The sequence below is a fragment of the Rhizobium sp. NPDC090279 genome, from assembly GCF_044769665.1.
Classification (GTDB): domain Bacteria; phylum Pseudomonadota; class Alphaproteobacteria; order Rhizobiales; family Rhizobiaceae; genus Rhizobium.
Genome location: NZ_JBIVYI010000011.1, coordinates 101,431 through 125,772 on the forward strand (window position 1 = coordinate 101,431; position 24,342 = coordinate 125,772).

The 24,342-nt window shown below is 60.9% G+C and carries 18 protein-coding genes; 11 read left to right on the plus strand and 7 right to left on the minus strand.

All coding sequences use genetic code 11. The features are described 5' to 3' along the window. Window positions 1–93: 93 nt before the first annotated feature. The 6 genes from lpxE (at window position 94) to ACIQWP_RS25780 (ending at window position 5,502) form a co-directional block, all read left to right on the plus strand. Window positions 94–858: a lipid A 1-phosphatase LpxE gene (gene lpxE, locus ACIQWP_RS25755; RefSeq protein ID WP_402793651.1), complete on the plus strand. Its 765-nt coding sequence runs from the start codon at window positions 94–96 to the stop codon at window positions 856–858. Between the two features lie 153 nt (window positions 859–1,011). Then, window positions 1,012–1,266 (plus strand): winged helix-turn-helix domain-containing protein, encoded by a 255-nt coding sequence (locus ACIQWP_RS25760; protein WP_402793653.1) that lies wholly within the window; start codon window positions 1,012–1,014, stop codon window positions 1,264–1,266. A 159-nt stretch (window positions 1,267–1,425) separates the two neighbouring features. Beyond that, window positions 1,426–2,175 (plus strand): SDR family NAD(P)-dependent oxidoreductase, encoded by a 750-nt coding sequence (locus ACIQWP_RS25765; protein WP_402793655.1) that lies wholly within the window; start codon window positions 1,426–1,428, stop codon window positions 2,173–2,175. 301 nt (window positions 2,176–2,476) lie between these two features. Beyond that, entirely contained in the window at window positions 2,477–2,986 is a 510-nt protein-coding gene (locus ACIQWP_RS25770; protein ID WP_402793656.1) for a Dps family protein, read from the plus strand. A gap of 373 nt (window positions 2,987–3,359) precedes the next feature. Next, window positions 3,360–4,394, plus strand: a complete 1,035-nt coding sequence (locus ACIQWP_RS25775; RefSeq protein ID WP_402793657.1) for an aspartate-semialdehyde dehydrogenase — start codon at window positions 3,360–3,362, stop codon at window positions 4,392–4,394. A gap of 286 nt (window positions 4,395–4,680) precedes the next feature. Next, window positions 4,681–5,502: a lytic transglycosylase domain-containing protein gene (locus ACIQWP_RS25780; RefSeq protein WP_402793659.1), complete on the plus strand. Its 822-nt coding sequence runs from the start codon at window positions 4,681–4,683 to the stop codon at window positions 5,500–5,502. 76 nt (window positions 5,503–5,578) lie between these two features. Here the strand turns inward: ACIQWP_RS25780 and ACIQWP_RS25785 are convergent, their stop codons facing one another. Then, complete coding sequence (locus ACIQWP_RS25785; protein WP_402793661.1) at window positions 5,579–6,220, minus strand: carbonic anhydrase; 642 nt, start codon at window positions 6,218–6,220, stop codon at window positions 5,579–5,581. Between the two features lie 72 nt (window positions 6,221–6,292). After that, a complete protein-coding gene (pdxY, locus tag ACIQWP_RS25790; protein ID WP_402793663.1) occupies window positions 6,293–7,168 on the minus strand; it encodes a pyridoxal kinase PdxY in 876 nt (291 codons plus the stop codon). Window positions 7,169–7,463: 295 nt separating this feature from the next. On the opposite strand from pdxY, the gene ACIQWP_RS25795 reads away from it, so the two are divergent. Both ACIQWP_RS25795 and ACIQWP_RS25800 read left to right on the plus strand, forming a co-directional pair. Beyond that, window positions 7,464–12,254: an NAD-glutamate dehydrogenase gene (locus ACIQWP_RS25795; protein WP_402793665.1), complete on the plus strand. Its 4,791-nt coding sequence runs from the start codon at window positions 7,464–7,466 to the stop codon at window positions 12,252–12,254. A 48-nt stretch (window positions 12,255–12,302) separates the two neighbouring features. Continuing rightward, window positions 12,303–13,691, plus strand: coding sequence for an MFS transporter (locus ACIQWP_RS25800; protein ID WP_402793667.1), 1,389 nt, complete (start codon window positions 12,303–12,305; stop codon window positions 13,689–13,691). Window positions 13,692–13,869: 178 nt separating this feature from the next. Here ACIQWP_RS25800 and purH read toward each other — a convergent pair whose 3' ends face one another. From purH to htpX, 4 genes are all read right to left on the minus strand, one after another. Then, a complete protein-coding gene (gene purH, locus ACIQWP_RS25805; protein WP_402793669.1) occupies window positions 13,870–15,486 on the minus strand; it encodes a bifunctional phosphoribosylaminoimidazolecarboxamide formyltransferase/IMP cyclohydrolase in 1,617 nt (538 codons plus the stop codon). A 95-nt stretch (window positions 15,487–15,581) separates the two neighbouring features. Beyond that, the gene (locus ACIQWP_RS25810; RefSeq protein WP_402793671.1) at window positions 15,582–17,228 is read right to left on the minus strand and encodes a heparinase II/III family protein; all 1,647 of its coding nucleotides are present in this window, start codon (window positions 17,226–17,228) and stop codon (window positions 15,582–15,584) included. A gap of 148 nt (window positions 17,229–17,376) precedes the next feature. Next, on the minus strand, window positions 17,377–18,792 hold the full coding sequence (locus tag ACIQWP_RS25815; protein ID WP_402793811.1) for an RsmB/NOP family class I SAM-dependent RNA methyltransferase: 1,416 nt from the start codon (window positions 18,790–18,792) through the stop codon (window positions 17,377–17,379). Next, window positions 18,783–19,787 (minus strand): zinc metalloprotease HtpX, encoded by a 1,005-nt coding sequence (htpX, locus tag ACIQWP_RS25820; RefSeq protein ID WP_402793673.1) that lies wholly within the window; start codon window positions 19,785–19,787, stop codon window positions 18,783–18,785. The genes ACIQWP_RS25815 and htpX overlap by 10 nt, the downstream gene beginning before the upstream one ends. A gap of 108 nt (window positions 19,788–19,895) precedes the next feature. Between htpX and ACIQWP_RS25825 the strand changes: the two genes are divergently transcribed. Continuing rightward, window positions 19,896–20,123 carry a DUF1674 domain-containing protein gene (locus ACIQWP_RS25825; protein WP_402793675.1) on the plus strand — a complete coding sequence of 76 codons (228 nt, stop codon included), beginning with the start codon at window positions 19,896–19,898 and terminating at the stop codon, window positions 20,121–20,123. A gap of 37 nt (window positions 20,124–20,160) precedes the next feature. Beyond that, a complete protein-coding gene (locus tag ACIQWP_RS25830; RefSeq protein WP_402793677.1) occupies window positions 20,161–21,156 on the plus strand; it encodes an alpha/beta hydrolase family protein in 996 nt (331 codons plus the stop codon). A 65-nt stretch (window positions 21,157–21,221) separates the two neighbouring features. On the opposite strand, the gene acs is transcribed toward ACIQWP_RS25830, so the two are convergent. Beyond that, a complete protein-coding gene (acs, locus tag ACIQWP_RS25835; protein WP_402793679.1) occupies window positions 21,222–23,180 on the minus strand; it encodes an acetate--CoA ligase in 1,959 nt (652 codons plus the stop codon). A 223-nt stretch (window positions 23,181–23,403) separates the two neighbouring features. Between acs and ACIQWP_RS25840 the strand changes: the two genes are divergently transcribed. After that, window positions 23,404–24,111 (plus strand): DUF1013 domain-containing protein, encoded by a 708-nt coding sequence (locus ACIQWP_RS25840; RefSeq protein ID WP_402793681.1) that lies wholly within the window; start codon window positions 23,404–23,406, stop codon window positions 24,109–24,111. The last annotated feature ends 231 nt before the right edge of the window (window positions 24,112–24,342 follow it).

Here is a 24,342-nt window from a genome sequence, read left to right on the forward strand (position 1 = left end):
AGCTCGTTTCACTAATTTTTAGAAAATTAGAAAAACTGTAACAACAGCCTGTTATTTGTCGAACTGATTGGAAATCGACAATAGGCGATGAATATGCAGGCGATCTTGGCGTCTCTCGACAGGCGCTGGCGGCGAAGCGACGCGGCATTTGCACCATCTCACTGGAAAATCTGCCTTTTCCTGACCGCAAATGTCGTCCTTCTCTCGGCTCTCCTGTTCGATTGGCCCGTCGGCGCGACCCTCAAGAGCCTGTCGCCATCCATTCGCTTCGTTGGCGGAATGCTGACCGATTTCGGCGATTCTGGCTGGATTCTCCTCATCAGCGCCTTCCTGCTGCTTGAAGGCTGGGCCGGTAGCAGGCTGCTGCATTCGCAGCGCTGTCGCTGCCAGGCGCTGCGAATCTGCCAGATCGGCGGCTACCTGCTGACAACAGTTGCGCTTTCGGGCCTCCTTGCCAATTTGCTGAAGCGCGCCATCGGCCGCGCCCGTCCGACGCATTTTGCCGATTGGGGACCTTTCGGCTTCTCGCCCTTCAATGGCCGCGCCAGCTTCGAAAGCTTCCCGTCGGGCCATGCGACCACCATCGGCGCCCTGTTCGTGGCGCTTGCCTTCCTGTTCCCCCGCTATCGCTACATCTTCGCCGCCTGCGCCCTGTGGCTGGCGATCACGCGCGTCATGGTCGGAGCCCATTATCCGAGCGACGTCATGGCCGGCCTGGCGCTCGGCGGCTGGTTCTCCTTCATGGTGGCGATCGTCTATTCGCGCTACGGCCTGCTCTTCCGCATCAACGCTGCCGGCTGGCCGACCCCGCGCTTGCCGCTCTTCAAAGGCGGCAAGCCGCGGCAGACCGATTCCTGAGCCTATACGCGGCTGCATCGTAAAGGTTGCCAAGGCCCTCGCGCATTCATATATCTGGCACGGTAGGGATGACCGAAGCCGGTCAACCCGATTTCGTTTCCGCTTGCGATGAAAAACATGGATGCCGGGCCGATACGTTTGAGCGAAAGGCAGATGGGATTGATCTCCCGGGCACTTGCCGAACCGCGCCGCGTGCAGATCCTGAAGGAGATCGGCACACGAAGCGAACCCACGCCCTGCAGCATCCTGAACGAATGCCACACCGTCAGCGCCGCGACGATGTCCCATCACATCAAGGAACTTGAAAACGCCGGGCTCATTGAGATCCAGCGTGAAGGCAAATTCGCGAACCTGGTGCTGCGCCGCGATACCTTGAACGCCTATATGGCGGAACTTTCCAAGATCTGACGATCCCATCCATGCCATCAGCATTTCTTGCTGTAGCTCTTGCATCAATTAGATGATTATCTAAATATCAAAGTGACGATGCGGATCGGTTTTCGGGTCGCATGCGCCAAATGGTTTGATGATTGTAAAACTGTCTAATAATTTCCAAAGGAAGATGACATGAGCAAACTGACAGGCAAGGTCGCAATCGTGACCGGAGCATCCAAGGGCATCGGCGCGGGTATCGCCAAGGCAATGGGCGAGGCGGGCGCTGCCGTTATTGTCAATTATGCCTCGAGCCGTGAAGGTGCCGATAAGGTCGTTGCGGACATCGTCGCCAAGGGCGGCAAGGCTCTCGCCGTCCACGGCGACGTTTCCAAATCCGAGGACGTCAAGCGGCTCTTCGCCGAAACCAAGCAAGCCTTCGGCCGCGTCGATATCCTCGTCAACAATGCCGGCGTCTACCAGTTCGCGCCGATCGAGGAGTTTACCGAGGAGGAATTCCATCGTGAATTCAATATCAACGTGCTGGGCACACTGCTGACCTCGCGGGAAGCCGTCAAGCATTTCGGCCCGGAAGGCGGCAACATCATCAATATCGGCTCCAACGCCGTCAGCATGAACCTGCCAACCGCTTCGGTTTACACCGCAACCAAGGCCGCCGTGGATTCCATCACCAAGATCCTCGCCAAGGAACTCGGTCCCCGCAATATCCGCGTCAACAACCTGGCGCCGGGCGGCGTCGAGACCGAAGGCGTCGTTGCCGCGGGCGTCATCGGCAGCGATTTTGAAAAGCATCTTGTCTCACAGACGCCTCTTGGCCGCCTCGGCCAGCCGACCGATATCGCCCCCGTCGCTGTCTTCCTTGCCTCGCAGGATGCCGCTTGGTTGACCGGGGAAACGATCTATACCGGCGGCGGCCTGAAGTAACTCATCATCGGTAACATCGCCCTCCGACACGAGGGCGGTGTCCTCCGGCGCGGCATAATCGCGCGCCGCGTCGATACGTTAGCAGACGATTGCCAAACCACCGCATTTTCCTATTTAGTAGAGCTGTTCGGGTTTTCCGCATGACCGCGCAGCCGACTGTGCCGCGAAGCGACCTTTCGACCGCGAAATTTCAAAAACAGATCCAGTCTTCAATGCGATCCCACGCCGCAGCTGATGTCATCGAACTCCCTTAAGATCCGTCGGCGATGGCTGTCGTGAACAAAAAACGGAGGACGCCTTTATGAATACCGCCAATACCAAGTCGAAATTGGGTACGCGCACCAATCTCAGCGAAGACGCAACCCGTGATATTTCCGCAGCTCTGACCGCGCTGCTGGCGGATGTCTTTGCCCTCTACCTGAAGACCAAGAATTTTCACTGGCACATGAGCGGACCGCATTTCCGCGATTATCACCTGCTTCTCGACGACCAGGGCGATCAGATTTTCGCGATGACCGACCCGATGGCCGAGCGTTGCCGGAAGATCGGCGGCACGACCCTCCACTCGATCGGCCAGATCGCCAAACTGCAGCGCATCCCGGACAATGACGCCGAATATGTCGATCCGCAGGACATGCTGGCCGAGCTGGCGGACGACAACCTCAAGCTTTCGGCCGAAATGCGCGCCGTTCACGCCGTCTGCGACGAATATGGCGATGTCGCCAGCGCCAGCCTTCTTGAAAACTGGCTGGACGAAACCGAACGCCGCACCTGGTTCCTGTTTGAGATCACGCGCAAGTCCAACCGCTGACATCCGAAACAACCGCCTTCGAACACGATAGGTTGAAGGCCGGTTTCGAGACCTCGATTTCCTCGCTCCCTCAGCGATGCGAGCGAGGAAATCCTTGACTCCTGTGGAAAACATCTTAGAACCGGCGACGGAAAAGGAAGACTTCCATGGTTCGCTTCGAACAGATCGATAGCTTCAGTCACCTGGCGGACTATGCCGGGCTGGATGTTCATTTTCCGGTTTCTTCCAAAACCAAGGCCAAAACGACGACGAAAACCGTCTGACGTCTCTGGCCTGCCGCTCTCTCCCCGGCTCGGTCGGGGACAGGAACCGGTCGTCATGACCGCGGTTCCCCCCTCGCCAAAGAGGAGAGAAGAGAAAGAGAGCTTGAGAAATGGGTTTCAAAGTTGCAGTTGCGGGCGCGACCGGGAATGTCGGACGCGAAATGCTCAACATCCTGTCCGAACGCGGCTTTCCGGCCGATGAGGTCGTGGCGCTCGCATCCGCCCGCTCGCAGGGAACCGAGGTTTCCTTCGGCGACCGGACGCTGAAGGTTTCCAACCTGGAGAACTACGATTTCTCCGACACCGACATCTGCCTGATGTCGGCCGGCGGCGAAGTCTCGAAGAGGGTCTCGCCGAAGATCGGTGCCCAGGGCTGCGTCGTCATCGACAACTCCTCCGCATGGCGCTACGACGCCGACGTGCCGCTGATCGTTCCGGAAGTCAACCCGGACGCCGTCACGCAGTTCACCAAGCGCAACATCATCGCCAACCCGAATTGCTCGACGGCCCAGCTCGTCGTCGCGCTGAAGCCGCTGCATGATTTCGCCAAGATCAAGCGCGTCGTCGTCTCGACCTACCAGTCGGTTTCCGGCGCCGGCAAGGACGGCATGGACGAGTTGTTCAACCAGACCCGCGCCGTCTTCGTCGCCGACCCGATCGAGAACAAGAAGTTCACCAAGCGCATCGCCTTCAACGTCATTCCGCACATCGACGTCTTCATGGAAGACGGCTACACCAAGGAAGAGTGGAAGGTGCTGGCCGAAACCAAGAAGATGCTCGACCCGAAGATCAAGGTGACCTGCACGGCCGTTCGCGTGCCTGTTTTCATCGGCCATTCGGAATCGGTCAACATCGAGTTCGAAAACGAAATCACCGCCGATCAGGCCCGCGATATCCTGCGCGAAGCGCCGGGTTGCCTCGTCATCGACAAGCATGAAAACGGCGGCTACATCACGCCTTATGAATCCGCCGGCGAAGATGCGACCTATATTTCGCGTATCCGTGAAGACGCCACCGTCGAGAACGGCCTCAACATCTGGGTCGTTTCCGACAACCTGCGCAAGGGCGCCGCACTCAACGCCATCCAGATCGCCGAACTGCTCGTCAATCGCGGTCTCATCAAGCCGCGCAAGCAGGCTGCATAAGGATCTGTAAACCAATTTACGGTTTATCAATCCTCGTTAGCTAAGCAGGATCGAATAAAGGCCTCGCCATTTCGGATGAAAGGCGGGGCCTTTGTGAATGATTTTACCGGCGGTGTTTCACATGAAACGAAAAACATCCGTCGCTAAAATGTGATAATGACATGACGGTCGGATGCTGGCATGGTCCGGTGGCGACTAAACGCGCGCGATGCCCTGGATTGGAAGGGTTTGCGCCATTAAAAACGGTTACCGCGTTCGCATCGCGGTAAGAATTCGGGGACACTGAATGCGCTTCACAAAGTCTGGAATGGCGGCTCTCGTGGCGGGCGGGTTGCTGCTGGGAATGCCGATTGCGGCAAATGCCGCCTCTTGCGGCAACACTTCCGCCGGCTTCGAAAACTGGGTGCAGGAATTCAAGCGGGAAGCGCAGGGACAGGGCGTCAGCCCCTCCACCCTCGACAGGGCCTTCGCCGACGTTCATTACAACCAGCCGACCATTCGTGCCGATCGCGGCCAGAAGAGCTTCAAGCTTTCCTTCGAGGAATTCATGAAGAAGCGCGGCGGTCAGACAATCATCAATCGCGGTAAAAGCATGAAACAGGCCAATGCGGCGCTGTTTGCCAAGATCGAGAAGCGGTTCGGCGTCCCCCCAGGCCCGATCATCGCCATCTGGGGCATGGAAACCGGCTTCGGCAGCTATATGGGCGATCAGCACACGCTCTCGGCCGTTTCAACGCTTGCCTATGACTGCCGTCGTTCGGCATTCTTCACCGAGCAGCTCTACGCCGCCCTGAAGCTCGTCGGCGAAGGCTATCTCAGCCCGTCGGCCCGCGGCGCTGCCCATGGCGAAATCGGCCAGACGCAGTTTATGCCCAAGAATGTCGTCCTCTACGGCGTCGATGAAGATGGAAACGGCAGGGTCGATCTTGTGGGATCGCGCGCGGATGCGCTGGCCTCGACCGCAAACTTCCTGCGCGGCCACGGCTGGCAGCCCGGCGCCGGCTATCAGCCAGGCGAGCCGAATTTCGCCGCCATCGCCGGCTGGAACGATGCAAAGGTCTATCAGCAGGCGATCGCCTATATCGGCCAGCAGATCGACGGCAGGTAGCCTGATCTCATGAATCAAAAAAGGCGCTGCGACCGGTTGGTCTGCAGCGCCTTTTCGTTTGATCTGTCTTCGGTTCTTAGACATCAGGACGGATAAAATCGCGCGTCGCCGGGTCCATGACCCATAGCTCGCCGGTCGAAATATCGAACCATGCACCGTGAAGATGCAGCTTGCCCTCTTCTTCCCGTGCCTTGATCTCGGGAAAGCTGCGCAAATTGTCCAGCGAATTGCGGATCGAAATGCGCTCCAGTGCCGTCTGACGTTCGGTCTGGGTCATGATGTCGTTGCTCTGGATCTGCTCGGCGGCAGGCTTCAGCAGCGCCATCCATCGGCCGATGAAGTCGCCCGGCGACAGCGGTTCGGCATTCGGATCGAGTGCTGCGCGGATACCGCCGCAACGGCCGTGACCCATGACAACGATATCGGACACTTTGAGCGACAGGACGGCGAATTCGAGCGCCGCCGAGGTCGCATGGAAATTGCCGTCAGGCTCGTAGGGCGGCACCATGTTGGCGACGTTGCGGATGACGAAGAGTTCTCCCGGGCCTGCATCGAAGATAATCTCCGGTGCCGAGCGGGAGTCACTACAGGCAATCACGAGCGTCGATGGGCTCTGGCCGAGCTCGGCGAGAGTGCGATAGCGTTCGCGCTCATCGACGTAACGCCCGCTCATGAAATTGCGATAGCCATTCAGAAGGGTGTCGGGAAAGCTTTGCATGATATTGGATTACAGCGCGCTGTGATCGATGGCAACTGCTGCGCTGCAAAAAGCTCCCGCCGCTTCCGGCCGTTATTTTTTCTTCCGCTGCGCCGGGTGAACGAGGTGCCTCAGCTGCACCATCGCCATCGGCGTCGACAGGCTCGCCGCATCGGCCGCCAGCGTCAGCTCGTCGCTGCCGCGCTTGACGGCGCGGGCGAGCACCTCATAAACGCTGGCCGTCGTCAGCTGCAGAGCCCGTTCCTCGTCGAGGCCGGACAGCAGGCGGGACAGGAACAAGGCGGAGAGCAGGTCGCCGAGCCCGTTCGGGGCATGCTCGATGCTGCGGTGCTCGGCCAGCAAGGCGCTGCGGCCGCTGAGATAAAGGTTTCCGATGCCGCCAGCCATCATCGGCACCGCCGACGTCACCAGCATCCGAGACGGCCCCAGGGCCAATGCCGCTTCCATGATAGCGCCGTTGTCCTCGAGCGGCGCACCGGCAAGCCAGGCAAGCTCGTAGCGGTTCGGCGTTGCGAGCGATGCCAGCGGAATGAGGTGATCGCGGATCGCTTCCGCCGTCGCCTCGGGCACGTAGAGCCCGCCGGCATCGCCGATGACAGGATCGCAGGCATAAAACAGATCGGGATTCTTCTCCCGCAGCGCCATCACCAGCCGGGCGACGGAATGCGCCTGTGCCGCATTGCCGAAATATCCCGACAGCACCGCCTTCACCTCGGAAAGCCAGGGCGCGGCGATGAGATCATCGATGGCACGATCGAAATCCGTCTCGTTGAAGGCGAGCCGCGTCGAGCGGCCGTGGCCGGGATGCCATGGCAGAACCACGGTCGGCAGCGCCCAGACGGGATGGCCGAGCGTCTCCAGCGCGAAGACGGCGGCGCGATTGCCGACGGACCCTCTGACGACATGGCTGGAGATGACGATAACGGCGCCGGCCGACACTTGCGACATGATGCTTGCTTTCAAGTTCAGGGCTTCAAACTGCAATGGCGCCGTTGATGATCCCTTTCGCGGCACTCTGTCAACCGCACTTCACAGAGTCATGAAACCCTCTGTTGACGAGCTGATTCCCGCCGATTTCACACCGATGATATCTGCTTTTCACCAAGATCGCTCATTCCGGCAAGATTTTTAAAAAAACCGGCCAAAATCAGTCCGAAAGCAACCAAATTCGCATTCTTTTTGCCAGTTTTTTCGCTAGACCTTCTGCTACTGTCGTCAAAATTCGAAAATCGGGAGGAATTCCATGGCGCCCAAGACCAATCCGAAACGGGAAAAACAGATCGAAGCGGCACGCAAGATAGCGGCGGCGGCGGGCGAGGCTCATCTCGATCCCGAAATCCTGTTCGGCCGGGCAAGCAACGACGACATGGAACTTTACAGCCCGGAAATGCTGGCCCTTGCCGCGACGCACGCGGCCCAGGAGCTGGCGGGCTGGAGCGGCATCTCTCCGCGCGTCAGCATCGCGCAGGTCGCCAAGATCGAGCCCGATGGCGTTGCGGTGTCGATCCTATCGATCACCGACCACAACATGCCCTTCCTCTACGAATCGATCATGGGCGAAGTCACCAGCAGCTACCGCGACCTCTATATGGCGGTACATCCGATCCTGGTCATCGAGAAGGGCAAGCAGCCAAGCCTTTACTCCGCCGATCAGCCGAGCGACCCCGCTCATCGCGTCAGCCATATCCAATTGCATCTCTCGCCCTTGACGACGGCGCAGGCCACGGATCTGACCAAGCGTGTCCAGACCGTGCTCGACCAGACGCATCTCACTGTTTCCGACTGGAAGCCGATGCTGGCGCGTCTCGACACGGTCATTTCCGAGCTTTCCACCTATGAGGCGGCCGGCCGCCGCAAGAACGATCGCGACGAGGCACTGGCCTTCCTTGCCTGGCTAAGAGACGGCAATTTCACCTTCCTCGGCATGCGCGAATATGTCTATTCCGGCAAGGGCACAGACGCCAAGGTCGAGCGCGATCGCGGCACCGGTCTCGGCATTCTCTCCAATCCGGATGTCCGCGTTCTCAGACAAGGCAAAGACGCCGTCACCACGACGCCGGAAATCCTCGCCTTCCTCGACGGCCCGGATTTCCTGATCGTCACCAAGGCCAACGTCAAATCGGTCGTCCATCGCCGCGCCTATATGGATTATGTCGGCGTCAAGCGCTTCGACGCCGATGGCAACGTGACGGGCGAGCTGCGCATCGTCGGCCTCTTCACCTCCACCGCCTATACCAGCGCCGCGGCCGAAGTGCCGCTGCTGCGCTCGAAGGTGCAGAAGGTCAAGGATCACTTCGGCTTCGACCCGACGAGCCACTCCGGCCGCATGCTCGAGAACACGCTGGAATCCTATCCCCGCGACGACCTCTTCCAGATCGATACGACACTGCTCGCAAGCTTTGCCGAGCAGATCAACGACCTGACAGACCGGCCGCGCGTGCGCGCATTGCCGCGCATCGACCATTTCGACCGTTTCGTCTCTGTGATCGTGTATGTCCCGCGCGAGGAATATGATTCCGTCGTCCGCGAGAAGATCGGCAACCATCTGAAGACCGTCTACGACGGCCGCGTCTCCGCTTATTATCCGGCCTTCCCTGAAGCCAGCGTGGCGCGCGTGCATTTCATCATCGGCCGCAGCGCCGGCAAGACGCCGCACATTCCGCAAGCCAAACTTGAAGAAGCAATCCGCGCCATAACAGCCCGCTGGGACGAGCGCTTCGTCATGCTGGCCGGCCCGAAGGCGCCCGGCATCTCCGTCAGCCAGGCCTTTCAGGAAGCCTTCTCGCCGGAAGACGCCTTTGCCGATCTGCCTGATATCGTCGCGACTTCCGGCGCCGAGCCGATCCGCATCGGCTTCTATGTCCGCAAGGACGAGGCCGGCGACATTCTTTCGCTGAAGATCTTCCATGGACAGGGCAATCTGGCGCTGTCGCGCCGCGTACCGCTCTTGGAAAATCTCGGCTTCAACGTCATCAGCGAGCGCACCTTCGATATCTACGTCACGGCCAAGGACGGCTCGACCGGCCATGTGGTGCTTCACGACATGGAGCTTGAGGCCCGCAGCGGCCTGACGATCGATCTCGCTCGTCATGGCGCGGCGCTGGAGGAAGCCTTCCTCGCCGCCTTTGGCGGCACGATCGACAACGACGCCTTCAACCGGCTGATCGTCTCCGCCGATCTCTCCGCTCGCGAAACGAACGTCTTGCGCGCCTATTCCCGCTATCTACGCCAGGCCGGCATTGCCTATTCGCAGGATTACATCTCCGCGACGCTGGATAAATATCCGCGTATCTCGGCTTCGCTCTTCCGCCTCTTCCACGACACGCTCGATCCAAAGCTCAGCGACAAGAACCGCACGAAGAAGCTGTCCGAGCTGCATGAAGCCATCGAAACCGAGCTTGCCGACGTGCCGAGCCTCGACGACGACCGTATCCTGCGCCGCTACGTCAATGCCATCGATGCGACGCTGCGCACAAACTACTTCCAGAAAAATGCGGACGGTAGCCCGAAGGCCATGCTCGCCTTCAAGCTCGATCCGAAGCTGCTGGACGGCCTGCCCGAGCCGCGGCCCTTCCGCGAAATCTTCGTCTACGGCGTTGAGGTGGAAGGCGTGCATCTGCGTTTCGGCAAGGTGGCGCGCGGCGGTCTGCGCTGGTCGGATCGTGCCGAGGACTATCGCACCGAAGTGCTCGGCCTCGTCAAGGCGCAACAGGTCAAGAACGCCGTCATCGTGCCCGTGGGCGCCAAGGGCGGCTTCTATCCGAAGAAGCTTCCGGTCGGGGGCAGCCGCGACGAGATCTTCAATGCCGGCCGCGAAGCCTACAAGACCTATATCCGCACGCTGCTGTCGATCACCGACAATATCTCCGGCGCCGATATCATCCCTCCCGCCGATACCGTGCGGCTCGATGGTGACGATCCCTATTTCGTCGTCGCCGCCGACAAGGGCACCGCCACCTTCTCCGACACCGCCAATGCACTGGCGCAGGAAGCCGGCTTCTGGCTGGATGACGCCTTCGCCTCGGGCGGCTCGGCCGGCTACGACCACAAGAAGATGGGCATCACCGCCCGCGGCGCCTGGGAAACCGTCAAACGGCACTTCCGCGAGATGGACATCGACATCCAGACGACGCCCTTCAACGTCGTCGGCGTCGGCGACATGTCCGGCGACGTCTTCGGCAACGGCATGCTGCTGTCACCGAAGATCCGCCTGCTCGCCGCCTTCGACCATCGCGACATCGTCATCGATCCCGATCCGGATATGGAAAAGACGTTGGCCGAGCGCCAGCGCCTCTTCAATCTCACGCGATCGAGCTGGCAGGATTTTGACAAATCCGTCCTCTCGAAGGGCGCGATGATCATTTCGCGCTCGGCAAAATCAGTAACCTTGACGCCGGAAGCGGTCGCCGCCATCGGCATCGACAAATCGGTCGCTACGCCCTTCGAGATCATGACGGCGATCCTCAAGGCTCCCGTTGATCTGCTCTGGTTCGGCGGCATCGGCACCTACGTCAAGGCGCCGGTCGAAACGGACTCGGAAGTCGGCGACCGCGCCAACGATCCAATCCGCATCACGGCCGAGGAAGTGCGCGCCAAGGTGATCGGCGAGGGCGCCAATCTCGGCGTCACGCAGAAGGGCCGCATCGCCTATGGCCTCAAGGGCGGGCGCTGCAACTCCGACGCCATCGACAATTCCGCCGGCGTCAACACCTCGGACGTCGAGGTCAACATCAAGATCGCGCTTGCCAATGCCATGCACGACGATCGCCTGACGCGTGCCAAACGCGATATCCTGCTGGCATCGATGACCGACGAAGTCGGGACCCTGGTGTTGCGCAACAACTACCTGCAATCCCTGGCGATTTCGCTGACGGAGCGCAAGGGCACCGGCAACGGCCTGGAACTCAGCCGCTTCATGAACGTGCTGGAAGCGGCAAAGCAGCTCAACCGCAAGGTCGAGACGCTGCCCGACGACCAGACCTTCGCCGAGCGCTATGCCAACGGACGGCCGCTGACGCGCCCCGAAATCGGCGTACTGCTCTCCTACGCCAAGATCGTCCTCTTCGACGCACTGGTCGCCAGCGACCTGCCTGATGATCCCTATTTCGCCGCAACGCTCAGCCGCTATTTCCCGGCCAAGATGCAGCGCTCGAACGCCACCGATATCGAAAGTCATCGCCTGCGCCGCGAAATCATCGGCACGGCGCTTGCCAACGAAGCGATCAACCGGGGCGGCCCGGGCTTTGCCGTCAGCATGATGGACGCGACGGCGGCATCAGCTGCCGAAGTCGTCAAGGCGGCCGTCATCGCCCGCGACGGTTTCGATCTCGACCGGCTCTGGAACGAGACGGACGCACTTGATGGCAAGGTCGGTGGCCAGATGCAGAACCGCGTCTATGGCGAGATCACCGAGGTCTATACCGTGCTGACGCGCCTGCTGCTGAAGACGGGCGCCGCCAAGGGCGATATAGAAGAGACGGTTAGCCGGCTTCAAGCGGCATTGAAGAAGCTGCGCCCCGTCTTCCTCAGCCACATCCCGGCGGATTTCGCAGCCGAGATCGCGGCCCGCGAGGCGGAATATCAAGCGGCCGGCCTGCCGGAAAAGCTGACTTCCGAAATCGCCACGATCTACGCGCTCGTTCTCGTGCCCGAGATCATGCAGATCGCCGAGCGTACCGGCGATACGCTGAACCGCGCGGCCGAAAGCTACTTCACGGTGTCGCAGACCTTCCGCGTCGGCCGGCTGTTGCTTGCCGGCAGCCGGATCGTCACCGGCGATCACTATGAAAGCCTGGCGCTCGCGCGCAGCCTCGACCAGATCGCCGGCGCCCGCCGCGACATCGTCATCTCCGCTCTGTCCAACCATCCGAAGGACAAGCAGCCGGTTCAGGCATGGCACGCGGAAGACCGTATCCGCATCAATCGCATCGCCGAAGAACTCGGCGGCCTCAGCGAAAGCGGCGATCCCAATCTCGCCCGCATCACCGTCGCCGCGGGCCTGCTCAGCGATCTTGCGAACGGCCGGGCAAGGTGACACAGTCCGCCCGACCCGGCAAACGGGTGAGGGATTGAGGGGCTGGATTTGACAACGACCGGAATTGGTGACGACGTGCCGGCAAAGGTGCCGGCGCGGGGCATTTGGGGTTGGATGTTCTTCGACTGGGCGGCACAGCCGTTCTTCACCGTCGTCACCACCTTCATCTTCGGCCCCTATTTCGTCGCGCGATTGACGTCCGATCCCGCCTCGGCGCAGATAAGCTGGGCCAATATGGGAACGATCTCTTCTGTGATCATTGCCCTGCTATCGCCGGTGCTTGGCTCGATCGCCGATCAATCGGGCGCGCGAAAGCCGTGGATCGCCTTCTTCGCCGTTATCAAGATCACCAGCCTCTTGTGTCTCTGGGGCGCCGCACCGGGATCGCCGGTAATCTACCCTCTCATCTTCATGATCCTCGCCTCGATCTCGGCTGAATTCTCGATCGTCTTCAACGATTCGATGATGCCGCGGCTGGTCGGCAAGGACGATATCGGCAAGCTGTCGAACGCCGCCTGGGGCCTCGGCTATCTCGGTGGCATGATTGTCCTGATCACCGTCGTTGCGCTGCTCGCCGGCAACCCGCAGACCGGCAAGACCATCTTCGGCCTGACGCCGCTCTTCGGCCTCGACGCAAGGCTTGGCGAGGATGCCCGCGTCACTGGGCCGATTTCCGCCGTATGGTACTTCCTCTTCATCCTGCCGATGTTCTTCTTCACGCCCGATGCCGCGCGCGGCCTGCCGCTTCGCGCCGCCGTTCGCTCGGGGCTGCGGGAGCTCAGAACCACGCTCGGTGAACTGAAGCGCCGGCGCGGCATCAGCCTCTTCCTGATCGCGCGCATGGTCTATCAGGATGGCGTCAACGGCCTGCTGTTTCTCGGCGGCGCCTTTGCTGCCGGTATGTTTGGCTGGACGACGATCGAGATCGGCATCTACGGCATCATCCTCAACGTCATCGCGATTTTCGGCTGCTTTGCAGCAAGCTATGTCGATCGTTGGCTGGGCTCGAAGACCACGGTCCTCATCAGCTTGACGCTGCTACTTGCCGCAACCTTCGGCATCATCTCGACCGGGCCGGGCTTCACGCTCTTCGGCCTCATTCCGCTCTCGACCGTTAGCACTGGTAGCCTGTTCGGCACGGCAGCGGAGAAGGCCTATATCGGCTATGGGCTGCTGATCGGCATCGCCTTCGGCCCCGCGCAGGCCTCCTCGCGCTCCTACCTCGCCCGCAGCGTCAGCCTCTCGGAAGCCGGCCGCTATTTCGGCATCTACGCGCTCTCGGGCCGCGCCACCAGCTTCATGGCAACGCTGTTCTTCTCGCTGGTAACCTATTGGAGCGGCTCGGCCCGCCTCGGCATGGCGACGCTGGTCATCTTCCTTGCCGGCGGCCTTTTGCTTCTGCTGCCGACGCCCTATCCAGCCGATAAGGCGAAGTAGGGATATCTCTTCAATGGAGCAGGGATATACCATGAGATGATCATGCCCCATGGCGCAGACGATTAGCCCTCATGGCGAGGAGGCCTGCAAGGCCTCTCGAACCACGAGGGCGGATGGTTGACCATGTGGCCACCCTCCTCCTTCGACTGGCTCAGGATGAGGGTGGAGCAGCTGCCGTTTAGTGGCGGAAGTGACGAATGCCGGTGAAGACCATCGCGACATTATGCTCATTCGCGGCGTCGATCACCTCCTGGTCGCGCATGGAGCCGCCGGGCTGGATGACCGCGGTAGCGCCGGCGGCGATCGCCGACAACAAGCCATCGGCAAACGGCAGGAAGGCTTCGGAAGCGACGGCGGAGCCGCGCGTCAGCGGCTCGGCAAGGCCCATCGCCTTGGCGGCTTCCTCGGCCTTGATGGCGGCGATCCGAGCGGAATCGACGCGGCTCATCTGTCCCGCGCCGATGCCGGCCGTCTGGCCGTCCTTGGCATAGACGACAGCATTCGACTTCACATGCTTGGCGACACGGAAGGCGAACTTCATGTCCTCAAGCTCTTGCGCCGTTGGCGCGCGCTTGGTGACGACCTTCAGCTCCATGTCCTCGACCAACGCGTTGTCGCGGTTCTGGACCAAAAGGCCGCCGGAAACGGTCTTGGCAGTAAGGCCCGGCACACGCGGATCGGGCAGCGCACCGACCGACAGCAGGCGAAGGTTCGGCTTGCGGGCGATGATCGCCTTGGCTTCCTCGCTGACCTCAGGCGCGATGATGACCTCGGTGAAGAGCTTGACGATCTCTTCGGCCGTTTCCGCATCGAGCAGGCTGTTCAGCGCGATGATGCCGCCGAAGGCTGAGGTGGAATCGCAGGCAAGAGCCCGCTTATAGGCTTCCACGAGGCTCGGGCCGGTGGCAACGCCGCAGGGATTGGCGTGCTTGATGATCGCGCAGGCGGGACCGTTTTCCGGCAAGAACTCGGCAACGAGTTCATAAGCCGCATCGGTGTCGTTGATGTTGTTATAGGAGAGCTGCTTGCCCTGGAGGAGTGTTGCCGTGGAAACGCCGGGGCGGTTTTCGCCGGTAACGTAGAAAGCCGCCTTCTGATGCGGGTTCTCACCGTAGCGCATTTCCTCGCGCAGAACGCCGCCAATGACGCGGTGGCGCGGCGTGGCAATGTCGAGGGCTTCGGCAAACCAATTGGAGATCATCGCGTCATAGGCAGCGGTGCGGGCAAAGGCCTTGGCGGCCATGCGCTTGCGGAAATCATAGGTGGTCTGGCCGGCATCGGCGGAAAGCTGCGCCAGCAGCTCAGCATAATCAGAGGGATCGGTGAGCGTCGTCACATAGGCGTGGTTCTTGGCCGAAGCACGGATCATCGCCGGGCCGCCGATGTCGATATTCTCCACGGTCGTCGGGTAGTCGCCACCAGCCTTGCGAACGTCCTCGAAGGGATAGAGGTTGATGACGGCAAGGTCGATGCCCTCGATGCCGTGCTCCTTCATCGCAGCCTGATGCTCGGCATCGTCACGGATGGCGAGCAGACCACCATGCACCTTCGGATGCAGCGTCTTGACGCGGCCATCCATGATCTCCGGAAAATCCGTCACTTCCGACACGTCGGTCACGGCAAGACCGGCCGCGGCGATCGCCTTGTGCGTGCCGCCGGTCGACAGCAGCCGGACGCCCTGCTCGCTGAGCGCGCGCGCCAGTTCGACAATGCCGGTCTTGTCGAAGACGGACAGAAGCGCGGTTTTCACCTTCACCTTGTCGGGAGCGGGAATTTTCTTGGAAACGACGGCCATGGGCTTTCTCCGATGTAACATAGGGAGACGAGACGTCCGGCGTAGATGGCGCGGGACGATAATGCCGCCCCGTTAGCATAGCTGGCGCGCTTAGCCTATGGCCGATGGGATAAAAACCAGCGGATTTCCGGCTTTTCGGTGATCTTGAAAACGATCTCGAGCTGATCGGAGGAGCGCATCCCCGAGGGATCGGCAAAGAAGATATCTTCCGCGACCAGCACCTCGTTGCCCGGCGACGAGAAGACCCAGGTCTCTCCATCCGGTGCGATCAGCAGCGCCGCATCCGTTTCGGTCTGCAACAGGCTGATCGAGGGATGAATATGGAAACGCGCCGAGGCGATGCCTTCGCCCTTTGGCGCCTGCTTCCGGCCCTCCGGCACGAGGAACCTGTCACGGCCGGCGACGATCGTCCCACTGGCATTGAGGCTGAGCTCCCGCTCGTGGACATAGCCGAAGGCGGAGAGATAGCCGTCATGCGCGGCGCGGACATAATCACGCCCGTCCTCGGTCTCAGCACGCTCGACGATGACCTTCTTCACGCCGGCGACCATGATCGGCCCCAGCGATTTGGACTTGGAAAACTGGCACGACGAGGTGTCGTTGAGCGTCACGGTCGAATGCGCCGCCGTTGCGCGCGCAGCCTGCATGAAGCGATCGCCGGCAAATTCCGGCGCTCCGGAATTGATGATGAAGCGCGTCTTGCCTGAGGACATCTCAAAGGAAAGGCAGCCGGCATGGGCTGTGCGGCTAAGATCGGTCGAAGCGGCAGCACCGGCATCGACGATGACAACGGCCTGGCCTGCTGCCAAACGATGATACTTCGTATGCGGCAGCGCCTTGAAGGCCTGCCCCGCGGTCTCGTCATAACGCAGCACCGACATCAGCTCGTTGGCGAGCGTCGATGTCGCGCCGTTGAAGAGAGCGAGATCGCCGTCCTGGTGGCGGAAGAAGCGCAGCGCCGGATACATGCGGTCGATACCGGGGATAAGCCGCACCGGCACGTCATGGCCGAGATTGACATAAGTCTGGCGCAGCGGCAGCAGGTCGAGCAGCAGTTCCAGCGACGCGCGCGGATTGCGGGAGATATGGCCGCCATCCTGCAGGATCTGCCGGTCGATCTCCCGGTCGAGCGCCTGACCGGCCCGTTTCAGGGTGAGCGAACTGCTCGGCATGGCGACCGAGGCCATGGCAAGCGCGATGCGCACGCGAAACCGGGTGACGCCATCGGGCGATGACGCCACGATCCGGCGCAGAAAGCGCACATGAAAGACGAGCATGCGCATGAAACGACGGTAGAAGCCGCTATCGGTGCCCTGCAAAAGCACAGGCGAGTGCGACAGAAGCGCGATCAGCCGCTGCGCCGCTATATCGGGCGACCAAGCAAGACCATGCAGCCGGCGGCCGTGAACCGCAATCCAATCCGTGAGGATCGATCGCGCCATGGCGGAAGCCTGATCGCTCTTTTCCGCCCGCAAATGCCGCAACCAGCGAAAATTGTGCAGCCGCGCGGCAAAGGCCAGCGACGGCAGCTCCAGCGAGAAGGGCGATACCCCCTGCGTTTCCAGAACGCGCCCGGCCAGCAGGATGCGACCGTTCAGAAGCTCTTCGACGAAAAAGGGATCGACACTGCGCAGGTCGGTCGGCGCCACAATGAGGCGTTCCGGCACACGCATGGTGTGGCGGGTGAGACGCAATCGCGTCAACGCCGCGCGGCGCGACATCCGCCGCCATGCTTCCCGCATGTATGAACTCACTAAACCCTGCCGCAGATCTGCATATTTGCTTCTGCTTACTCTCATTACCCGTGGTTAAAAAGAGGTTACGGATATACCGATAAAGGACATATTACCGGTTTTTTAACCGCTTAGTGGATGACGAACCGAACCGCCATCAATGTGTGCGGCGCAGCACGACAGCGAAAAAGCCATCGAGACCGGAAGCAAAGCCATCGGAAAGTGGCAGCATATCCGGTGTGGTGCGGAAGGCCCCAAGCGGCGAAATCGCAGCTTCCAGACCCGGCCACTCGGCCGCTGCGATCGGAACGCGCTCGACATTCTCCGTGTCAACAAGCAGGCGCGCAACCAGATCCTCGCCCTCTTCGGGATCAAGCGAGCAATTGGAAAACACCACCAGGCCGCCCGGCTTGACCAGCGTCAGGGCGTGGCGAAGCAGGCGCCCCTGCAGCGCGGCAAGCTTGGCGATATCCTCCGGCCCCTTGGTCCACAGCACGTCCGGATGGCGGCGCGTCGTTCCCGTCGAGGAGCAGGGTGCGTCAAGCAGCGCCGCATCGAACAGTGTATCAGGCTGATATTTGCTCATATCGGCAACAACGGCTTCAGCCTCGAAACCAAGGCGCGCGAGATTGCCGGACAGCCTCTTCAGGCGATTGGCGGATTGATCGAGCGCCGTGACCTTGGCGCCGGCAAGAATGAGCTGCGCCGTCTTGCCGCCGGGCGCCGCGCAGAGGTCCACAACCCGCTTGCCGGCAAGCGCGCCGAAGAGCTTGGCCGGAATGCTGGCGGCGGCATCCTGAACCCACCATTCGCCCGCATCGAAGCCTTCCAGCGAGGGAATGGACCCTTCGAAGGCGGCAAGCCGCACACCGCCGGTCGGCAAGACAACGCCATTCAACCGCTTCGCCCAGCCTTCTGGATCGGATTTGACGGTAAGATCGATGGCCACCGGCTCGAGCTGTGTGTCGGAAATCCCAAGGGCTGCCGCCGCGCCATAGGCGGCCTCCAGGCGCGTCAGGAACCAGGCCGGCATCGCCGGCACGTTTGCCACCTGCTCGAGAATCTCCTGCTTTTCCCGGCCGATGCGCCGGAGAATGGCATTGACCAGCTTGGCAAAGCGGCGGTTGCGGGGATCGCGATTGGCCTGTTCGACAGCAAGATCGACGGCGGAATGATCCGGCACGTCGAGATAGAGCATCTGTGCGGCTCCAACGACCAGCACGTGATGCAGGGCACGCGCACCCTCCGGCAGCGGTGAATCGAGCAGGGACGATATCGTCGCCTCGATGCGCGGCAGGTGCCGCAGCGCGCTGTTCAGGATGGCGCGCACCAGCGCCCGGTCGCTTTCGTTCAGCGCCTTGTAGGCAGGATTGCCGCCTTCCGCATCCAACATTCCGTCGAGCGGCGTCTTGCGGTCGATGACGGCAGCCAGGATCTTCGTCGCGGCGGCACGCGCCGCAAAACCGGGCTTTGAAGGCACCGAATCCTGCGTCCGAGGCTCGGCCGGCCCCTTGCCCGATCTTCTTCCGTCTTTGTTGAATGGTTTGTTTTTGTTGTCAGAACTCAAGACCAGGGACCCTTCGGCGGTTGCGAACCACCGCGACCCGTATTCGGCACGGAGCGCGATTTGCGCCCCGGATTAGCAGTCAGAACCGGTCCCGTCGAGCCAAAGCCCGAAGATGGGCCTGAAGACGGCGTCATCGGCGAGGCACCGCCACCGCCACCGCCATATCTCGCCATGTCGTGCAGCGCGGCAATCCGGTTTTCCGTGTTCGGATGGGTGGAAAACAGATTGTCCATGCGCTCGCCGGACAGCGGATTGATGATGAACATATGCGCTGTCGCCGGATGACCCTCGGCCTGTTCATTCGGAATATGCGCCGCACCGCGGGCGATCTTGCCAAGCGCCGAGGCAAGCCACAACGGATTACCGCAGATCTCGGCGCCGCGACGATCGGCGGAATATTCGCGCGTGCGGCTGATCGCCATCTGCACCAGCATCGCTGCCAGAGGCGCGACGATCATCGCCGCGAGAACGCCGATCATGCCAAGCGGATTGTTGTTGTCGCGACGGCCGCCGAAGAAGAAGGCGAAATTGCCGAGCATGGAAATGGCGCCGGCAAGCGTCGCGGTGATCGTCATGATCAGCGTGTCCCGGTTCTGCACGTGCGCAAGCTCGTGGGCCATCACGCCTGACACTTCCTCTGGCGTCAGCGCGTGCAGAAGGCCGGTGGAGGCGGCAACGGCGGCGTTTTCCGGATTGCGGCCCGTGGCGAATGCATTCGGCTGCGGGCTGTCATAGAGGTAGACCTTCGGCATCGGCAGGCCGGCATTGCGAGCGAGATCGCGAACGATCCGGTAGAATTCCGGGGCACTGCGCTCATCGACTTCCTGCGCATTATAGGTTGAGAGCACCATGCGGTCGGAATTCCAGTAGGAAAAGAAATTCATGCCGGCGGCGACGACAAATGCGATCAACATGCCGGACTGACCGCCGATCAGATAGCCGACGCCCATGAACAGAGCGGTCATGAAGGCCAGCAGCATGGCGGTACGCATGAGATTCATCGACGGGTCTCCAACAGATCTATCGTCCAAACCTTTTTCTTTGTGGCTGGACGCACTATGATTTGGCTATTCCTCCGCTTAATTCAACGGTTCCGGGCCGATCAGATCATGCAGACAGCCGATAACGACAATAACATCGATACCGAAGCCGGCGAAATCCCACGCAAGCCGCTTTCGCCCGCCGCCAAGCGCGCGCTTGCCGAAGCCGAGGAGCGCCGCCGAGCGCAGGAAGCTCAAGCACAGGCCGAACTTCCCCCCGAAATCGGCGGCCGCGGCGGCGCCGACCCCGCCCGCTTCGGCGACTGGGAAATCAACGGCCGGGCGATCGATTTTTGAGACGGGTATAGGATAGTCAACATTCGAAGAGAGAATAATGCCCGTAGGTTTCTCTCAAGGTCTGTCCTTCGACAGAAAGCGCACAAACTGGAGTGGTACAGGCCCGCGCCCGCTGGCCTGGTGCGCGTGGTATCCCGCCGATGACAACGCACTCGAGATTGCGCCCTCCTCGCCGTCTTGGTTCAAACAAAGAGCTATCGCGCCCAAGGCGCCGATAAAGAAGTCTCCCGATCCTCTACCCCTAGTATTGTTGTCCCATGGCTCGGGCGGCGTTGCCGCCGGATTGGAGTGGCTCGGACATCGCTTGGCGCAAGCCGGCTTTGTCGCCCTGGGCATCGACCATCATGGTCATACCGGTTCAGAACCGTATAGAGCCGAGGGTTTTCTCTGCCTCTGGGAACGAACAGCCGATTTGACCGCCTTGCTCGATAACAACGAATGGAGAGAAGCTTTGGGCGGGGTCGTCGAAAACCAGGCCTCAGTCGCAGGTTTCTCCGCAGGTGCCTATACGGCGATGCTGCTCTCCGGCGCACGCGTCACCTACTCTCAATTCGAGCCGGATAACCCTCAAAAGAGCCCCGTACGAGGTCCGAGGGAATTTCCTGATTTGGTGGATCACATTCCCTCGCTTCTTCAAAACGAGATCTTCCGGAAATCATGGAACCGGCGACGAGACAGTTTCAAGGATGACAGATTGAAAGCCGCTTTGGCGATTGCGCCGGGTCGATCTGTCCTCGGCTTCGCCAAGGAGAGCCTGAAGCAGATAACAGCGCCTGTTCACATCATCGGTGGTGACGCAGATGTGATAGCTCCAGCGAGCGAGTGCTGTTCATGGCTTCATGAGAACGTCAAAACCAGCTCCCTTGAAATCCTGGAGGGCGAGGTTGGTCATTATACGTTTTTGCCGGAACCCACACCGCAGGGCTTGAGAGCAGCGCCAGACGTCTTTGCCGATGTCAGAGGCTTGGTGCGAGAACATGTGCATGACCATGTTGCTAAGGTCGCAACTACCTTTTTCAGCGCTGCCAAATAGAAATAGATTTTAGGCGAGAGACTGGCTCTCGCCTAAGGTAGCATGGCTCGGCGCAGTGGCTCAGATCAAGCCGCGTCCGGCTTGTTCTGCCTGTTGGCAATCAGATCATCCACCACAGCCGGATCGGCAAGCGTCGAGGTATCGCCGAGCGCGCCGAAATCGTCCTCGGCGATCTTGCGCAGGATGCGGCGCATGATCTTGCCGGAGCGGGTTTTCGGCAGGCCGGGGGTGAACTGGATCTTGTCCGGCGAGGCGATCGGGCCGATTTCGGCGCGGACATGCTTCACCAGCTCCTGCCGCAGCGCGTCCGAACCTTCCTGGCCGACCATCAGCGTCACGTAGCAGTAGATGCCCTGACCCTTGATCGAATGCGGATAGCCGACGACGGCTGCCTCCGACACATGCTTGTGCGACACCAGCGCCGATTCCACTTCCGCCGTGCCGAGGCGATGGCCTGAGACGTTGAGCACGTCGTCGACGCGGCCGGTGATCCAGTAATAGCCGTCTTCGTCGCGGCGGCAGCCGTCGCCGGTGAAATACTTGCCCTTGTAGGTGGAGAAGTAGGTTTGGATGAAGCGCTCGTGGTCGCCATAGACGGTGCGCATCTGGCCCGGCCAGCTGTCGGCGATGACGAGATTGCCGTCGGCCGCACCTTCCAGCACCTTGCCTTCGTTGTCGACAAGCTCCGGCTGTACGCCGAAGAAGGGCAGAGTAGCCGAACCGGGCTTCAGATCGGTCGCGCCCGGAAGCGGGGTAATCATGTGGCCGCCGGTTTCCGTCTGCCACCAGGTATCGACGATCGGGCTGCGGCTGTCGCCGACCACCTTGTAATACCATTCCCAGGCTTCGGGATTGATGGGTTCGCCGACCGTGCCGAGCAGGCGCAGGCTGGAGCGCGACGAACGCTTGACGAAATGATCGCCGGCACCCATCAGCGAGCGGATCGCCGTCGGCGCGGTGTAGAAGATATTGACCTTGTGTTTGTCGATAACATCCCAGAAGCGGCCCTGGTCCGGATAGTTTGGCACGCCTTCGAACATCAGCGAGGTCGCCGCATTGGCGAGCGGCCCATAGACGATGTAGGAATGGCCGGTGACCCAGCCGACATCGGCCGTGCACCAGTAGATATCGCCGGGGTGATAGTCGAACGTGTATTCATGCGTCATCGCCGCGTAGACGAGGTAACCGCCCGTCGTATGCAGCACGCCCTTCGGCTTGCCTGTCGAGCCGGAGGTGTAGAGAATGAACAGCGGGTCTTCGGCCTTCATCTTCGCCGGTGGACAATCCGCTTTCACCTTGGCGGTCGCCTCATGATACCAGAGATCGCGGCCGGCTTCCCAGGCGACCTTGCCGCCGGTGCGACGCACCACCAGCACATTTTTGACGGCAACCTTCTGCTTGGCGGCGATCTCGATCGCCTTGTCGGTGTTTTCCTTCAGCGGGATCGACTTGCCGCCGCGAACGCCTTCATCGCAGGTAATGACGAAGGTCGATTCGCAATCGACAATGCGGCCGCCGAGCGCCTCGGGCGAAAAACCGCCGAAAACGACGGAATGCACCGCGCCGATGCGAGCGCAGGCGAGCATGGCGTAAGCCGCTTCCGGGATCATCGGCATATAGATGGTGACGCGATCGCCCTTCTTGACGCCGTGCTTCTTCAAGACGTTCGCCAGCCGGCAGACCTGCTCGTAAAGCTCGTTATAGGTGACTTTCTTGTCGATATAGGGATTGTCGCCTTCCCAGATGAAGGCGACGCGATCGCCATGCTTCTTCAGGTGCCGGTCGATGCAATTATAGGAGACGTTGGTGACGCCGTCTTCGAACCATTTGATCGAAACCTTGCCGGTAAAGGACGTATTCTTGACCTTGGTATAGGGCTTGAACCAGTCGATGCGCTTGCCGTGCTTGCCCCAGAACTTGTCGGGCTCCTGGACGCTCTGCTCATACCATTTCTGGTATTTCGCCTTGTCGATCAAAGCATGCGCCTTGACCGGCTTCGTCACAGGATGGATCTTTTCCGACATTGTTTCCTCCTCGAATCCTCGCACTCCGATTTGTAACCGCGAGCGCTCTTTCCGGGCAATCAATAGCAGGTCAAACTACGACAGCAATTGGACAAAGTGCATTTCATCCGCAAAGAATTGCAATTCCGCGACACTATCGCTATATAGGGCCGTATTTCCCGGACATTGTGGTGTTACACCCCGGACCGCGACACCGGCGCGGACTGACAGAAGGACTATATCCATGGCTCAACAATTGCTCATGCCGAAGGCAACCGCCATCTGGCTTGTCGACAATACAGCCTTGTCATTCGACCAGATCGCGCAGTTCTGCAGGCTGCATCCGCTCGAAGTGAAGGCGATTGCCGATGGGGAAGCAGCGCAGGGCATCAAGGGCCTCGACCCGATCTCGACCGGTCAGCTGACGCGTGACGAAATCGCCCGTGCGGAAGGCAATCCGAACCACAAGCTGAAGCTTTCCGAGCCGAAGGTCCGTGTGCCGGAATCCAAGCGCCGCGGCCCGCGCTACACGCCGGTCTCCAAGCGCCAGGATCGCCCGAACGCCATCCTCTGGCTGGTGCGCAACCATCCGGAACTGAAGGATGCGCAGATTTCGCGTCTCGTCGGCACCACCAAGTCGACGATCGAGCAGATCCGCGACCGTACGCACTGGAACTCGGCCAATCTCGCGCCGATGGACCCGGTAACGCTCGGCCTCTGCAGCCAGATCGATCTCGACATGGAAGTTGAAAAGGCCGCCAAGGGCCGTCCGCTGCCGACCGCCGCCGAGCTTGGCGCGACGTTGCAGCCCGCTCAGGAAACCGAGAAGCTCGGCTTCAGCTATGAGCGCGACGAACCCAAGGAAAAGGAAATCGACGCAGACGCCGTTTTCGCCAAGCTCAAGTCGCTGAAGTCGACCACGCGCGACGACGAAGACGACGATCAGTTCTGAGATCCGATCTTATCGAAGATTTGCGAAGCCCCGGTGAAAAACCGGGGCTTTTTTGTCGGGAGACACGGGCATCCTCGCCCTTCGAGGCTTCGGCTCAAGGCCATCCGCACCTCAGGGTGAGGATGGAGTAAACACCGCTCTTGATGGAACCCAATTCTGTGTAACGACGTGCGCAAAAGGTTAGCCCTCATGGTCAGGTGCGCAGGCCGTGAGGCCGTAGCCTCGAACCGC